This window comes from Pseudomonas sp. Sample_23, from assembly GCF_004307595.1.
GTDB lineage: Bacteria > Pseudomonadota > Gammaproteobacteria > Pseudomonadales > Pseudomonadaceae > Aquipseudomonas > Aquipseudomonas atacamensis.
Genome location: NZ_RCNX01000041.1, coordinates 1 through 15,553, shown reverse-complemented (window position 1 = coordinate 15,553; position 15,553 = coordinate 1). Strand labels below are relative to the sequence as shown.

Genomic DNA, 15,553 nt, shown 5'->3' with positions numbered 1-15,553 from the left:
CCGACGTCGCCGGTGGATCAAGATCAAAAGCGGTACTCGAGCTTGCGCTCATTGTGGAGTGGGGCGGCTTCGCCGCGGGCAGCTGCGCTGCTTTGCCTTGGCTTTTGCAGGAATGAGCCTGCTCGCGATGCGGCACGTCCAGGGCTCCGAGGGATTGAGTTTGTTTAATTCCGATGCCCAATAACCCGAACCTTCCCACAAGGTTTTCAGGTTGTCCGTCGGACGTCCGCTCTCTAGGCTTGGGTCGTCGCTGGTTGTTCAGCGATCGGGTGTGAGAACCCGACATTCATAGTCATTCAGTGCCCAGATCCGCATAATTGCCGCCAGCAAGTTTGCTGCCTGCAAGTGCGTTATGGCGGCTCTGTGCGGGCGGGCTTATGTCCGGCCGGGTGCCTATGACCGGTTTTCTCACCCCGCACAAAGCTGCCACCTCTTCGCCGTGTGAGAAACGGCATCGAGATGGCTCAACCTCATAGGTGAAGCGCATGACCAAACCAGTCCCCGACCCACCCGAAGAAGCCTCTACCCCCCTCGAAGCCGCGCTGCGTGCCGACGATCTCGCGAAGAACCGCGAAGCCATCAAGCGTGCCCTCGATTTCTATCTCTGCCCGCCACCCGGCAAACCCCATCCGCCCGGCACGATGTTTCTGATCCGGCCCGACATCGACACTGAAAGCCTGCTTGCCCACGCCTGCGAATCCCTCGCTTCAGCCAATACGCTGGCCAGCGATTTCGCCGATCAGCTTGGTAGGCCGCAGCGCAATACGGCGCTGGCGATTCAGCAGATCATCATGCTGGCGGAGCTGGCGGTGAATCGGGCGCTGGATCGGGTTGATCCGCACGCTTGAAACCGCGCTATCGTTCTTCGCGAGCAGGCTCGCTCCCACATTCAAATGCGTTCAACCTGTGGGAGCGAGCCTGCTCGCGAAAGCGGTGGATCATTCACTACAAAACCCAGGCACAAAAAAACCGGCAACCATTTACTGATTGCCGGTCCTTCATTCAGCCAAGCTCAAATCACTGCATCAGCACTTCAATCGAGCCATCAGCGGTCATGCTGACCTGGCTGGTGCCGGCTTCGACCTCAGGCGTCACCGGCGCGGAATCCATGGCCGCGGCTTTCATCATCATCGGCGCGCGCTGGTACGGTTGTGGATAACCGTTGCTGTTGAGGTTCAGGTTGACGATTTTGTAACCCTTGCCGCCCAGGGCGTCGGTGGCCAGTTGGGCGCGGGTCTTGAAGGCAGTGACGGCTTCTTTGAGCAACTGGTCTTCGCTGGCCTTGCGGGTCGGGTCGGCGATGGCGAAGTCCATGCCGCCCATTTTCAGGTCGGTCAGCAGCTCGCCGGTGAGTTTGGACAGGGCGGCGAAGTCGGTGCTTTCCAGGCGCAGTTCGGCGCGTTCGCGCCAGCCGGTGATTTTCTGGCCTTTGGTGTCGTAGATCGGATAGCTGTTGCGGCTGCCCGTGCGCAAGTTGATGTCTTTGACTTGTTTGGCCTGGGCGGTGGCCTTGTTCATGGTGGTGCTGATGGCGGCGGCGAGTTTGGCCGGGTCGGTGTTCTGCTCTTCGGTGTAGAGCGTCACGATCATCTGGTCGCGGGCCACTTCCTGGCTGACTTCGGCGCGCAGGGAAATCTGGTTGTAGTGCAGCTCATCGGCGGCCAGCGCCGGGAGGCTGGCGACGCTGCCGACGGTCAGGGCGAGGAGGGCGGCGCTGCGGCGAAATGTGTGCATGAAGGCTCCTTGAATGAGGCGCAGGTGATGGGTCGCGGCCTGCGTGAACCATCAGACTCTAACTTCTATGATCCGGTTCGCCCAGTTACAACTTCTATACAGATACCTGCGCGCAGTGGGGAGTGCTTCTGTAGCGAGGGGATTTATCCCCGTTCGGCTGCGCAACAGTCGCAAATCCGGCTGATGCGGTATGTCTGGTTAAATGAGGTCGCATGATTTGGGGGCGGCTCCGCCACCCAGCGGGGATAAATCCCCTCGCCACAATTGATCTCCTATAGCCCTCGGAATCTTCTTCAACTCAGATGAATTCTCCATCGTCGCCATGTGGTCGTTTGCCGCACTTTCGCCTCTGAACCCCGCGCCTTGGTTATACTCCGTGCGATCCGCCTGGAGCGCTCATCAGGAGAGCTCATGCTCGCCCCCGTACAACTGACTTCCGCCACTCGCCAGAACCTCTGGCGGCTGACTTTCATCCGCACCCTGGTGCTCGCCGCGCAGGCCGGGTCCGTGGGCCTGGCCTACTGGCTGCAATTGTTGCCTTTGCCGTGGGTGCAATTGGCGATGACCCTGGGCTGTTCGATTCTGCTCTGCGTATTCACTGCCGTGCGCCTGCGCACATCGTGGCCGGTGACCGAGCTTGAGTACGCGCTGCAACTGGCCTGCGATCTGGTGATTCACAGTGCGCTGCTGTATTTCTCCGGCGGTTCGACCAACCCGTTCGTTTCCTATTATCTGGTGCCGCTGACGATCGCGGCGGTGACGTTGCCGTGGCGTTATTCGGTGATTCTGTCCGGTATCGCGCTGGCGCTGTACACGCTGATGCTGACGCGTTTCTATCCGCTGGAAACCCTGCCGGTCGCCCGTGAGAATCTGCAGATCTACGGCATGTGGCTGAGCTTTGCCCTGGCTGCTGCGGTCATCACGTTCTTCGCCGCGCGTATGGCTGAAGAGCTGCGCCGGCAGGAAGAATTGCGCGCGATTCGCCGCGAAGAAGGCCTGCGCGATCAGCAGCTGCTCGCCGTTGCGACCCAGGCCGCCGGTGCTGCGCATGAATTGGGCACACCGCTGGCGACCATGAGCGTGCTGCTCAAGGAAATGCAGCAGGATCACCCCGATGCGTTGCTGCAAGACGATCTGAAAGTGCTGCAGGATCAGGTCAAGCTGTGCAAGGAAACCTTGCAGCAACTGGTCCGCGCCGCTGAGGCCAATCGGCGTCTGGCGGTGGAGATGCAGGACGTTACCGACTGGCTCGACGAGGCGTTGAACCGCTGGCACCTGATGCGCCCGGAAGCCAGTTATCGCTTCCAGCGTCTTGGCCAGGGTGCGGTGCCGCGCATGGCGCCGCCGCCGGATCTGACCCAGGCTTTGCTGAATCTGCTCAACAATGCAGCCGACGCCTGCCCGGAAAATCTCCAGGTGACGCTGGACTGGGACGCAGAGACTTTGACCATCAGCATTCGCGACCACGGCGCCGGTGTGCCGCTGGCCATCGCCGAGCAGATCGGCAAGCCGTTTTTTACCACCAAGGGCAAAGGTTTCGGCCTGGGCCTGTTTTTGAGCAAGGCCAGCGTGACACGCGCCGGCGGCTCAGTGAAACTCTATAGTCATGAGGAAGGCGGCACGCTCACCGAGCTGCGCCTGCCCCACGGCGCCCGAGGAGACCAACATGAGTGACGAAATCCAAGTCGAAGGCGAAGAACTGCCGCATCTGCTGCTGGTCGACGACGACGCGACCTTCACCCGCGTCATGGCCCGCGCCATGGCCCGCCGCGGCTTTCGCGTCAGCACCGCCGGTTCCGCTGAAGAAGGCCTGACCATCGCCCAGGCCGATCTGCCTGACTACGCCGCGCTGGACCTGAAAATGGACGGCGACTCCGGTCTGGTCCTGCTGCCCAAGCTGCTGGAGCTCGATTCGGAAATGCGCGTGGTGATCCTCACCGGTTATTCGAGCATTGCCACAGCGGTGGAGGCGATCAAGCGTGGCGCCTGCAACTACCTGTGCAAACCCGCCGATGCCGACGACGTGCTGGCCGCGCTGCTGTCCGAGCATGCCGACCTCGACAGTCTGGTGCCGGAAAACCCGATGTCGGTCGATCGTCTGCAATGGGAGCACATCCAGCGCGTGCTCACCGAGCACGAAGGCAACATTTCCGCCACGGCCCGCGCGCTGGGCATGCACCGCCGCACCTTGCAGCGCAAATTGCAGAAGCGTCCGGTTCGTCGCTGAACCTGCGCTGAACGACTATCGCCAGCCCTCGCGATAAAACGCGCCGATCATCTATGATCGGCGCGTGTCCGTTCTTTTTACTATCGAGCCTTATCCATGAATCAGAACGCTGAATATTCCGCGGTCAACGATGCTGTGCGCGGGCAGTTTTTTCGCAAAGTCTGGGCGATGACCACGCCTTACTGGCGCAGCGAAGAGAAGGGCAAGGCCTGGACGTTGCTGATTGCCGTAATTGCGCTGACGCTGTTCAGCGTAGCGATCTCGGTGTGGATCAACAGTTGGTACAAGGATTTCTACAACGCTTTGCAGAGAAAGGATGAAGCCGCGTTCTGGCAGTTGATCCTGTATTTCTGCGGCATCGCGACGGTGGCGATTCTCGGCGCGGTGTATCGCTTGTATCTGACGCAGATGCTGACGATCCGCTGGCGGGCTTGGCTGACCGAAAAGCACTTCAAGCGTTGGCTAGACCACAAGAATTACTATCAGCTGGAGCAGGGCGGTTATACCGATAACCCCGACCAGCGGATTTCCGAAGACCTCAACACTTACACCGCCAACACCCTGAGCCTGGGCCTCGGGCTGCTGCGCACGATTGTCAGTCTGGTGTCGTTCTCGATCATTTTGTGGGGCGTGTCGGGCAGTATCGAAGTGTTCGGCATCGAAATTCCCGGCTACATGTTCTGGTGTGCGCTGTTGTATGCGGCGGTGGGCAGTTGGCTGACGCATTTGATCGGTCGCCGTCTGATCGGTCTGAACAACAAGCAACAACGCTTCGAAGCAGACCTGCGTTTTTCCATGGTGCGCGTGCGTGAGAACGCGGAAAGCATCGCCTTGTACAACGGCGAACCGAATGAGAACCGCCGCCTGAGCAACCGCTTCGGGCTGGTCTGGCACAATTTCTGGGACATCATGCGCGTGTCCAAGCGCCTGACGTTCTTCACCTCCGGTTACGGTCAGATCGCAATTATTTTCCCGTTTGTCGTCGCCGCGCCGCGCTATCTGTCCGGCAAGATCGAACTGGGCGAGCTGATGCAAATCAACTCGGCGTTCGGCAACGTGCAGGAGAATTTCAGCTGGTTCATCACTGCGTATTCGGACTTGGCCGCTTGGCGCGCCACCTGTGATCGTCTGCTGAGTTTCCGTCAGGCCATGAGCGACAACGAACAACGCACCCCGGCCATCGATGTGCAGAACCAGGGCAGTGAGTTGCAGGTGCTCAACCTCGGCCTGGATCTGGCCGATGGTCGTCACCTGCTGACCAACGCCGGCATGACTGTTGAACCGGGCGAGCGAGTGATGCTCAGCGGCCGTTCCGGCAGCGGCAAGTCGACACTGCTGCGAGCGATGGGGCATTTGTGGCCGGCGGGGCACGGCAATATTCGTTTGCCGGCGGCGCGTTATCTGTTCTTGCCGCAGAAGCCTTATCTGCCGATCGGCACATTGCGTGAAGCGTTGAGTTATCCACAGCCGGGCGATACCTACGCGCCGGAGCGTTATGCACAGGTGCTGGAAACCTGTCGTCTGCCACACCTGGTTGGGCGGCTGGATGAAGCCAATCACTGGCAGCGCATGCTTTCACCGGGCGAGCAACAACGCCTGGCCTTCGCCCGCGCGCTCCTTTATGCACCGCAATGGCTGTACATGGACGAGGCTACATCGGCGATGGATGAAGAGGACGAGGCGACCTTGTATCAGGCGTTGATCGACGAGATTCCGGGTCTGAGCATCGTCAGCGTCGGTCACCGAAGCAGTTTGAAACGATTCCATCCACGGCATGTGCGGATCGACAGCGGTCGTCTGGTCGAACAGGCCATAACTGTCTGAACACTCACCTGTGGGAGCGAGCCTGCTCGCGAAGGGGCCGTCTTGGTCGACGAATCTGTCGTCTGAACCACCGCTTTCGCGAGCAGGCTCGCTCCCACAGTGGGGTAATGTAATCTGCCCAGTGATCGTACAACTCGCTTGAGCTATGATGGCGCCAAGCCGAACTTTCGAGACAAGATGCAGACCATGGAAAAGCTGATCGACACCCCGCGCCTCCCCCGCAAGCGCCGCAGCCTCGCCCAGGAATTGGTGACGGTGTTGAGCGAGCAGATCCGTGATGGCCTGCTCAAGCGTGGCGACAAATTGCCCACCGAGTCGGCAATCATGGAAGCCCATGGCGTCAGCCGCACTGTGGTGCGCGAGGCGATTTCCCGTCTGCAGGCCGCCGGTCAGGTGGAAACCCGCCACGGCATCGGCACGTTCGTCCTCGACACGCCAAGCCCGAGCGGTTTCCGTATCGATCCGGCCACCGTGGTCACCCTGCGTGACGTGCTGGCGATTCTCGAATTGCGCATCAGCCTCGAAGTCGAATCCGCCGGCCTTGCCGCGCAACGCCGCAGCCCCGAACAACTGGCAACCATGCGCGCCGCCCTCGATGCCTTGAACGAAAGCGCCTCCCATGCCAGCGATGCGGTGTCGTCGGACTTCGCTTTCCACCTGGAAATCGCCCTGTCCACCGGCAACCGCTACTTCACCGACATCATGACCCACCTTGGCACCAGCATCATTCCACGTACGCGGCTGAACTCGGCGCGTTTGGCTCATGATGACCAGCAGCACTACATGGGCCGCCTGAGCCGCGAGCACGAGGAAATCTACGACGCGATTGCCCGTCAGGACTCCGATGCCGCGCGTGCGGCGATGCGTCTGCACCTGACCAACAGCCGCGAAAGACTGCGCCAGGCCCATGAAGAGGCGCAGGCGCAGGGGTGATGTTGTCAGAGTTCGAGATAAACCTTCTGCTTTTCAGACGGTGCAGTATTACCAGATGATCTCTGCACGCTATAGCTCAATGTAGCGATGGCACCCGGCTCAAATTTTTCTGCAAAGATTTTTTTCGCAATATTGAATACAAATGAGGCATCGGTGGGTGATTTTACTTCGAGCTCCTGCTTATCTTGGTTCCCTGTGGAAGTGCTCACCTCGAAGATGACCTTGTCTCCCTCCATAACATCTGGGTACGACTCGACGATGCCGTGAGCAGGGTCAACCAAATTATGGATGTAAAGCTTGAGTTTCCCGTCATGCACGGTGGCTTCGAGAAGTTGAGGCGGGGCGAGGTTTGTTGCTTTTGGAGTCATGATTGAAATTCCTTTTATACCTAATCAAACCTTTTAATTCCGTAGTAATGACGCGCTACGATAGGGGCCGGTTCGCTATCCCCTGCGGTCATTAGCTCAGTTACGCCCCTTCTTGCGCACCTGTTAGAAATACCAGTCCTGACCAACGGTCGTCACGCAAAGCGGCTACGTCTGGAAACGTGAAATGGTGATGAGAAACATCGTGTTCACGCCTCGATCCGCAACCTCAACGCCTGCGAATACGGCTCCATACTCGACTCATCGCGGAACTTGTAACGCAGCTCCACCTCGCGGTTCAGATACGGTTGCAGCGCCTCTTTCGGCAGTTGCACCTCGATGTCGAACAGCTTCTCCATTTCATCCTCGGCGTCGTCCCAGGCGCCAGTGTCCACCTCATCACCTTCCCATTCGGGTTCCTCGCCATCACTGCCGAGAATCGCGTAGACGCTCCAGTTCGCTGCGAAATCGCTGGAATCCGGCACCTGCACGGTGAGGATGTCCGGCAATTGCGAGAGCTGAAGTGTCACGCAGTCGTCTTGCGCAGGGGCGGCATGGGTGAGGGTGGGGGCGGCAAAATGCATCGACATAGCGGCTTCCTTTGAGTGGTCCGCCACGATCCTTCGTGGCAGTCGACGTACTTTACGAGCCGCTGGTCCTCTCAGAGTTAAACGAATCCAGACCAGATATTTCCGCGAGAAAATGCTTCAAGGACGGGCCTTCCAGCGATTTCCAGAAGCATAAGCAGTGATTTTGTCGGACAAAAAAGCCCTGCCAACGATGAAATGCAGTTGACGGTTATTTTTTAAGTTGTACGATGACCTACAACTTCGGCGAAGGCTGAACGGTCCACTCACAATAAAACGTTGCTACCAGGGTGTTCGAATAATGAATCCACAAGAACTGAAGTCCATCCTCTCTGCCGGCCTGCTGTCTTTCCCGGTGACCGATTTCAACGCGCAGGGCGATTTCAACCGCGCGGGCTACATCAAACGCCTGGAATGGCTGGCTCCGTATGGCGCTTCGGCTCTGTTCGCCGCCGGCGGCACCGGTGAGTTCTTCTCCCTGGCCGCCAGCGAATACTCGGAAATCATCAAGACTGCCGTCGACACCTGCGCAACCAGCGTGCCGATCCTCGCCGGCGTCGGTGGTTCGACCCGCCAGGCCATCGAATACGCTCAGGAAGCCGAGCGTCTGGGCGCCAAAGGCCTGCTGCTGCTGCCGCACTACCTGACCGAAGCGAGCCAGGACGGTGTTGCCGCCCACGTTGAAGCCGTGTGCAAATCGGTGAAGATCGGAGTGGTCGTCTACAACCGCAACGTTTGCCGCCTCAACGCGCCGCTGCTGGAACGTCTGGCCGAGCGCTGCCCGAACCTGATCGGCTACAAGGATGGCCTGGGCGATATCGAGTTAATGGTGTCGATCCGTCGCCGCCTCGGTGATCGCTTCAGCTACCTGGGTGGTCTGCCGACCGCTGAAGTCTACGCCGCTGCCTACAAGGCATTGGGCGTGCCGGTCTACTCCTCGGCGGTGTTCAACTTCATCCCGAAAACCGCGATGGACTTCTACCACGCGATCGCGCGCGAAGATCACGCCACCGTCGGCAAGATCATCGACGACTTCTTCCTGCCGTACCTGGACATCCGCAATCGCAAGGCCGGTTATGCCGTGAGCATCGTCAAGGCAGGTGCAAAAATCGCCGGCTATGACGCAGGTCCGGTGCGTGCGCCGCTGACCGACCTGACCGGCGAAGAGTACGAAATGCTCGCCGCGCTGATCGACAAGCAAGGCGCGCAATAAACGAGAAAAGCGAGGCCGCTGAGCAATCAGCGGCTTTTTGCGTGAAGGCTTTTAGAGTTGAGGGCTGCCCTGTGACAACTGCAAAACGCTACGACAACTACATCAATGGCGAATGGGTCGCCGGTGCCGATTACTCGGCCAACATTAACCCGTCCGAACTCAGCGACACCATCGGCGACTACGCCAAGGCTGACCTGACCCAGGTCAACGCCGCCATCGACGCTGCTCGCGCTGCGTTCCCGGCGTACTCCACTTCGGGCATTCAGGCCCGCCACGATTCGCTGGATAAAGTCGGCAGCGAGATTCTCGCCCGTCGCGAAGAGCTCGGCACGCTGTTGGCCCGTGAAGAGGGCAAGACCCTGCCGGAAGCGATCGGTGAAGTGACCCGCGCCGGCAACATTTTCAAGTTCTTCGCCGGTGAATGCCTGCGTCTGTCCGGTGACTATGTGCCGTCGGTACGCCCGGGCGTCAACGTCGAAGTCACCCGCGAAGCGCTGGGCGTGGTCGGTCTGATCACCCCGTGGAACTTTCCGATCGCCATTCCGGCGTGGAAGATTGCTCCGGCCCTGGCCTACGGCAACTGCGTCGTACTCAAGCCTGCCGATCTGGTGCCGGGCTGCGCCTGGGCGCTGGCGGAAATCATTTCCCGCGCGGGCTTCCCGGCCGGTGTGTTCAACCTGGTAATGGGCAGCGGTCGCGTGGTTGGCGAGGCGTTGGTCAACAGCCCGAAAGTCGACGGCATCAGCTTCACCGGTTCGGTGGGCGTGGGTCGTCAGATCGCAGTCAACTGCGTTTCGCGCCAGGCCAAAGTGCAGCTGGAAATGGGCGGCAAGAACCCGCAGATCATTCTCGACGACGCCGACCTCAAGCAAGCGGTCGAGCTGTCGGTGCAGAGCGCGTTCTACTCCACCGGCCAGCGCTGCACAGCGTCGAGCCGTCTGATCGTCACCGCCGGCATTCACGACAAGTTCGTTGAAGCGATGGCCGAGCGCATGAAGTCGATCAAGGTCGGCCACGCGCTGAAAGCCGGCACCGACATCGGTCCGGTGGTCTCTCAGGCGCAGCTTGAGCAGGACATGAAGTACATCGACATCGGCCAGTCCGAAGGTGCACGTCTGGTCAGCGGCGGCGGTGTGGTGACTTGCGACACTGAGGGCTACTTCCTCGCGCCAACCCTGTTCGCCGACAGCGAAGCGTCGATGCGCATCAGCCGCGAAGAGATCTTCGGCCCGGTGGCCAACATTGTTCGCGTGGCCGATTACGAAGCTGCGCTGGCAATGGCCAACGACACCGAATTCGGCTTGTCGGCCGGCATCGCCACCACCTCGCTGAAGTACGCCAACCACTTCAAGCGCCACTCCCAGGCCGGGATGGTGATGGTCAATCTGCCGACCGCCGGTGTGGATTACCACGTACCGTTCGGCGGGCGTAAAGGCTCGTCCTACGGCTCCCGTGAGCAGGGCCGCTATGCACAAGAGTTCTACACGGTCGTGAAGACCAGTTACATCGGATCGTAACCCCGCTGCACCCGCGCCGGGCCGTCGCCTGAGGCCCTGCGCGGCACAAGACCAAAGAATGTTTTACCCGCATAAAAATAATCAGTGGGAGTACATCTGCATGCAATCCTCCAAGCCGACTCACGTCCGCTATTTGATCCTGCTCATGCTGTTTCTGGTGACCACGATCAATTACGCCGACCGTGCCACGATCGCCATTGCCGGCTCCAGCCTGCAAAAAGACCTTGGCATTGACGCCGTCACCCTCGGCTACATCTTCTCCGCATTCGGTTGGGCCTACGTCGCCGGGCAAATTCCCGGTGGCTGGCTGCTCGATCGCTTCGGCTCGAAAAAAGTCTATGCCCTGAGCATTTTCACCTGGTCGCTGTTCACCGTGCTGCAAGGCTTCGTCGGTGAATTCGGCATGTCCACGGCAGTGGTTGCGCTGTTCATGTTGCGCTTTCTGGTGGGCCTGGCCGAAGCGCCATCGTTCCCCGGCAACGCGCGCATCGTGGCGGCGTGGTTCCCGACCGCTGAACGCGGCACCGCTTCGGCGATCTTCAACTCGGCGCAATACTTTGCCACCGTGCTGTTCGCGCCGTTGATGGGCTGGATCGTCTACAGCTTCGGCTGGGAGCACGTGTTCATCGTCATGGGTATCCTCGGTATCGTGTTCTCGCTGGTGTGGCTGAAAGTCATCTACAGCCCGCGCGAACACCCACGGGTCAACGAGGCCGAGTTCAAGCACATCGCTGACAACGGCGGCATGGTCGACATGGATCAGAAGGGCAAGAAGTCCGACGGTCCGAAGTGGGATTACATCCGTCAGCTGCTGACCAACCGCATGATGCTGGGCGTGTATCTGGGCCAGTACTGCATCAACGGCATCACCTATTTCTTCCTGACCTGGTTCCCGGTGTATCTGGTGCAAGAGCGTGGCATGACCATTCTCAAGGCCGGTTTCATCGCTTCGTTGCCGGCGATCTGCGGCTTTATCGGCGGCGTGCTCGGCGGGGTGATTTCCGACTACCTGCTGCGCAAGGGCCACTCGCTGACCTTCGCCCGCAAGGCGCCGATCATTGCCGGTCTGCTGGTGTCGAGCAGCATCGTCGCGTGCAACTATGTTGAAGTGGAATGGATGGTCGTGGGCTTCATGGCTCTGGCATTCTTCGGCAAAGGCGTTGGCGCACTGGGCTGGGCGGTGGTCTCCGACACTTCGCCGAAACAGATCGCCGGTCTGAGCGGTGGCCTGTTCAACACCTTTGGCAACATCGCTTCGATCACCACGCCGATCGTCATCGGCTACATCATCAGCTCCACCGGTTCGTTCAAGTGGGCGCTGGTGTTTGTCGGCGCCAACGCACTGGTCGCGGTGTTCAGCTATCTGGTGATCGTCGGCCCGATCAAGCGTGTGGTCTTGAAAGAGCCGCCAGCCAAGGGCGGCAATGAAGTCACCGGTAACTTGTCTCAAGCGCATTCCTGAGGAGCGGCGTCATGCAGTTGATTGAACATTCCGACTCGCCGCGCTACATCCGCCTGCACGAGCGGGACAACGTTGTAGTGGTGGTCAACGATCAGGGCGTACCGGCCGGTACCGAGTTTGCCGACGGCCTGGTCACCTTGGATTTCGTACCGCAGAGCCACAAGGTCACCTTGGAGGATATTCCTGAAGGCGGCCCGGTGATTCGTTACGGGCAGATCATCGGCTACGCCTTGCAGCCGATCCGTCGCGGCAGTTGGGTCAAGGAAGATCAACTGCGCATGCCGACCGCGCCGCCGCTGGACAGCTTGCCGCTGTCCACCGATGTGCCGGATGCGCAGGCACCGCTGGAAGGCTTCACGTTCGAGGGGTATCGCAACGCCGACGGCACTGTCGGCACGCGCAACATTCTCGGCATCACCACCACCGTGCAGTGCGTCACCGGCGTGCTTGATCATGCGGTCAAGCGCATCAAGGAAGAGCTGCTGCCGAAGTACCCGCACGTCGATGACGTGGTGGCACTGACCCACAGTTATGGCTGCGGTGTGGCGATTACCGCCACCGACGCCTACATCCCGATTCGTACCGTGCGCAATCTGGCGCGCAACCCGAACCTGGGTGGCGAGGCGCTGGTGATCGGTCTGGGCTGCGAGAAATTGCAGGCCGGGCAGGTGATGCACGAGGACGATGCCTCGGTGGATCTCAGCGATCCGTGGCTGTACCGCTTGCAGGATTCCAGTCACGGCTTTACCGAAATGATCGAGCAGATCATGGAACTGGCCGAAGTGCGCTTGAAGAAACTCGACCAGCGCCGCCGCGAAACCGTGCCGGCCTCCGAGCTGATTCTCGGTATGCAGTGCGGCGGCAGCGACGCGTTCTCCGGCATCACCGCCAACCCGGCGCTGGGTTATGCCTCAGACTTGCTGTTGCGTGCGGGGGCGACAGTGATGTTTTCCGAAGTCACCGAAGTGCGCGATGCGATCTACCTGCTCACCTCCCGCGCACAGACGCAAACCGTTGCCGAAGAGCTGGTGCGCGAAATGGACTGGTACGACCGTTACCTGGCCAAGGGCGAGGCCGATCGCAGTGCCAACACCACGCCGGGCAACAAGAAGGGCGGGTTGTCGAACATTGTCGAGAAGTCGCTGGGCTCGATCGTCAAGTCCGGCAGCAGCGCGATCAATGGCGTGCTCGGCCCGGGCGAGCGCTTCAAGCACAAGGGCCTGATTTTCTGCGCGACGCCGGCCAGCGATTTTGTCTGCGGTACGCTGCAACTGGCGGCGGGGATGAACCTGCACGTGTTCACCACCGGTCGCGGCACGCCTTACGGGCTGGCCATGGCGCCGGTGGTCAAGGTATCGACGCGGACTGAACTGGCGCAGCGCTGGCCGGACCTGATCGACATCGACGCCGGCCGCATTGCTACCGGGCGCGCGACCATCGAAGAGCTGGGCTGGGAGTTGTTTCACTATTACCTGGATGTTGCCAGTGGCAAGCAACAGACCTGGGCGGAGAAGCACAAGCTGCATAACGACATCACCTTGTTCAACCCGGCGCCGATTACCTGAGACCGCGTCATCGTTCTTCGCGAGCAGGCTCGCTCCCACAGGGATATGCATTGCAAATGTGGGAGCGAGCCTGCTCGCGAATGCGATCTGCCAGACGCCGAAGGACTTGCGGTGCCTGTGATCGTTCCCACGCTCTGCGTGGGAATGCCTCATGTGACGCTCCGCGTCACGCTTTGGGACGCAGAGCGTCCCGGGGCTGCATTCCCACGCAGACCGTGGGAACGATCAGGGTGAAAGTGGCTTATCATTAGCCCCCTATCGACGCTCACCCAAGGCTCCCCGGCATGCTGGCAATCTTTCTTGAAACCCTGAACATCACCGCGCCGGTGTTTGCCATGCTGTTTCTCGGTGTGCTGCTCAAGCGCATCGACTGGATCAACGACAACTTCATCCACACCGCCTCGTCGCTGGTGTTCAACGTGACCATGCCGGCGCTGCTGTTCCTCGGCATTCTCCACGCTGACCTGCACGCCGCACTGCAACCTTCGCTCCTCATCTACTTTTCCCTTGCCACCCTGGTGAGTTTCGCCGTGGCCTGGGGCTGGGCGATTTTCAAGTGTCCGCGTGAGGATCGCGGCATCTACACCCAGGGCGCGTTTCGCGGCAACAACGGCGTGATCGGTCTGGCGCTCGCCGCGAGCATGTACGGCGATTACGGCATTTCCCTCGGGGCGATTCTCGCGGCGCTGGTGATCCTGTTCTACAACACGCTGTCGACCATCGTGCTGGCGGTGTACAGCCCGGTGATCAAGTCCGATCCGTGGAGCATCTGCAAAAGCGTGTTCAGCAACCCGCTGATCATCAGCGTGATTTCGGCAGCGCCGTTCGCCTATTTCAAGATCGGTTTGCCGGGCTGGCTGGAGACCTCCGGCCAGTATCTGGCGCAGACCACTTTGCCGCTGGCGCTGATTTGTATCGGCGGCACGTTGTCACTCGCAGCGTTACGCAAGAGCGGCAAGATGGCGCTCAGCTCCAGCCTGGTGAAGATGGTCGGTCTGCCGTTACTGGCAACCGTGGGCGCGTGGTTGTGGGGCTTTCGCGGGGCGGAACTGGGGATTCTGTTTCTCTACTTTGGCAGCCCGACGGCGGCGGCAAGTTTCGTCATGGCCCGGGCGGCGCAGGGCAATCATGAGCTGGCAGCGGCGATCATCGTGATGACCACGTTGATGGCGGCGATTACCACCAATGTCGGGATCTTTGTGTTGCAGTGGGGTGGGTGGATCTGACCAAGGATTTGCGGTGTCTGCCAGGGCCTCTTCGCGAGCAGGCTCGCTCCCACAGGGAAGCGCATTGCAAATGTGGGAGCGAGCCTGCTCGCGAAGGCGGTCACTGCGGTTTCTGATAACTGTCGATCACTTCCTGCGCCGCGCGAAACGCATCGATCGCCGCCGGCACGCCGGCATACACCGCGCAATGCAGCAGCGCTTCGCGGATCTCTTCCACCGTGCAGCCGTTGTTCAGCGCACCGCGCACATGGCCTTTCAACTCCTGCGGACACTTCAGCGCGGTCAGCGCGGCGAGGGTGATCAGGCTGCGGGTTTTCAGCGGCAGCCCCTCACGATTCCACACCCCGCCCCAAGCGTGTTCATTGACGAAATCCTGCAACGGCTGGGTGAACTCGGTGGCGTTGCCCAGGGCGCGATCAACGAACGCATCGCCCATGACCTGACGACGGATTTCAACCCCGGGCTGCTTCGACTCGCTCATGGCACATCTCTCTTGTGGTGTTGGCGACGCCAGGCGCTGATCGACGTGAACAGCAGAAACGTAAGCAGCGCCGGCAGGACATAAAACAGCATCAAGCGCTCGAGTTTGCCGGCCAGCGGCATGCCGGTGGTGAACGACACCACATGCAGTCCGTAGACCAGATACAAACCGAGCAGCAGCAAGCCTTCGGCCCGGGTAACGCGGTAGCCGGAATAGAACACCGGCAAGCACAGCGCCGCGACGCCGAGCATCACTGGCAAGTCGAAATCCAGCGCGTTGGGGGAGACGGAAAGCGGCGTCGGTGCGAGTAGGGCGGTCAGCCCGAGCACCCCGAGCAGGTTGAACAGGTTGGCGCCGATCACGTTGCCCACGGCAATGTCGCGCTGCCCGCGCAACGCAGCGATCAGCGAAGTCGCCAG

General features: G+C 60.4%; 14 protein-coding genes and 1 pseudogene. 10 read left to right on the top strand and 5 right to left on the bottom strand.

The window, feature by feature from the left end:
• Positions 1-485 precede the first annotated feature (485 nt).
• Positions 486-848 (top strand): DUF6124 family protein, encoded by a 363-nt coding sequence (locus D8U82_RS10890; protein WP_130902195.1) that lies wholly within the window; start codon positions 486-488, stop codon positions 846-848.
• A gap of 169 nt (positions 849-1,017) precedes the next feature.
• Here D8U82_RS10890 and D8U82_RS10885 read toward each other — a convergent pair whose 3' ends face one another.
• Positions 1,018-1,734, bottom strand: a complete 717-nt coding sequence (locus D8U82_RS10885; RefSeq protein ID WP_130902194.1) for an SIMPL domain-containing protein — start codon at positions 1,732-1,734, stop codon at positions 1,018-1,020.
• 411 nt (positions 1,735-2,145) lie between these two features.
• Here D8U82_RS10885 and D8U82_RS10880 point away from each other — a divergent pair, with 411 nt between their 5' ends.
• The 4 genes from D8U82_RS10880 (at position 2,146) to D8U82_RS10865 (ending at position 6,718) form a co-directional block, all read left to right on the top strand.
• A complete protein-coding gene (locus tag D8U82_RS10880) occupies positions 2,146-3,408 on the top strand; it encodes an ATP-binding protein (RefSeq protein ID WP_016771713.1) in 1,263 nt (420 codons plus the stop codon).
• Entirely contained in the window at positions 3,401-3,961 is a 561-nt protein-coding gene (locus D8U82_RS10875) for a response regulator transcription factor (RefSeq protein WP_130902193.1), read from the top strand. The genes D8U82_RS10880 and D8U82_RS10875 overlap by 8 nt, the downstream gene beginning before the upstream one ends.
• A gap of 96 nt (positions 3,962-4,057) precedes the next feature.
• Entirely contained in the window at positions 4,058-5,785 is a 1,728-nt protein-coding gene (locus D8U82_RS10870) for an ABC transporter ATP-binding protein/permease (RefSeq protein ID WP_130902192.1), read from the top strand.
• Between the two features lie 186 nt (positions 5,786-5,971).
• The gene (locus tag D8U82_RS10865) at positions 5,972-6,718 is read left to right on the top strand and encodes a FadR/GntR family transcriptional regulator (protein WP_024011597.1); all 747 of its coding nucleotides are present in this window, start codon (positions 5,972-5,974) and stop codon (positions 6,716-6,718) included.
• Between the two features lie 5 nt (positions 6,719-6,723).
• Here D8U82_RS10865 and D8U82_RS10860 read toward each other — a convergent pair whose 3' ends face one another.
• Complete coding sequence (locus tag D8U82_RS10860; protein ID WP_130886929.1) at positions 6,724-7,086, bottom strand: hypothetical protein; 363 nt, start codon at positions 7,084-7,086, stop codon at positions 6,724-6,726.
• 206 nt (positions 7,087-7,292) lie between these two features.
• Complete coding sequence (locus D8U82_RS10855) at positions 7,293-7,673, bottom strand: hypothetical protein (protein ID WP_130902191.1); 381 nt, start codon at positions 7,671-7,673, stop codon at positions 7,293-7,295.
• Between the two features lie 298 nt (positions 7,674-7,971).
• On the opposite strand from D8U82_RS10855, the gene kdgD reads away from it, so the two are divergent.
• The 5 genes from kdgD to D8U82_RS10830 all read left to right on the top strand — a co-directional run bounded on the left by kdgD (position 7,972) and on the right by D8U82_RS10830 (position 14,653).
• Complete coding sequence (gene kdgD, locus D8U82_RS10850; protein ID WP_016771708.1) at positions 7,972-8,883, top strand: 5-dehydro-4-deoxyglucarate dehydratase; 912 nt, start codon at positions 7,972-7,974, stop codon at positions 8,881-8,883.
• Between the two features lie 71 nt (positions 8,884-8,954).
• The gene (locus D8U82_RS10845; protein WP_071174379.1) at positions 8,955-10,400 is read left to right on the top strand and encodes an aldehyde dehydrogenase family protein; all 1,446 of its coding nucleotides are present in this window, start codon (positions 8,955-8,957) and stop codon (positions 10,398-10,400) included.
• 100 nt (positions 10,401-10,500) lie between these two features.
• Positions 10,501-11,862: an MFS transporter gene (locus tag D8U82_RS10840; RefSeq protein WP_125927107.1), complete on the top strand. Its 1,362-nt coding sequence runs from the start codon at positions 10,501-10,503 to the stop codon at positions 11,860-11,862.
• A gap of 11 nt (positions 11,863-11,873) precedes the next feature.
• Positions 11,874-13,427 (top strand): galactarate dehydratase, encoded by a 1,554-nt coding sequence (gene garD, locus D8U82_RS10835; RefSeq protein WP_016771706.1) that lies wholly within the window; start codon positions 11,874-11,876, stop codon positions 13,425-13,427.
• A gap of 284 nt (positions 13,428-13,711) precedes the next feature.
• Positions 13,712-14,653 (top strand): AEC family transporter, encoded by a 942-nt coding sequence (locus D8U82_RS10830; protein WP_016770674.1) that lies wholly within the window; start codon positions 13,712-13,714, stop codon positions 14,651-14,653.
• A gap of 100 nt (positions 14,654-14,753) precedes the next feature.
• Here D8U82_RS10830 and D8U82_RS10825 read toward each other — a convergent pair whose 3' ends face one another.
• Together D8U82_RS10825 and D8U82_RS10820 are read right to left on the bottom strand one after the other, a co-directional pair.
• Positions 14,754-15,134, bottom strand: a complete 381-nt coding sequence (locus D8U82_RS10825; RefSeq protein ID WP_125927108.1) for a carboxymuconolactone decarboxylase family protein — start codon at positions 15,132-15,134, stop codon at positions 14,754-14,756.
• Positions 15,131-15,553 (bottom strand): annotated as a pseudogene (locus D8U82_RS10820) (conjugal transfer protein TraR); the annotation flags it as partial. The gene D8U82_RS10825 and the pseudogene D8U82_RS10820, both read right to left, overlap by 4 nt.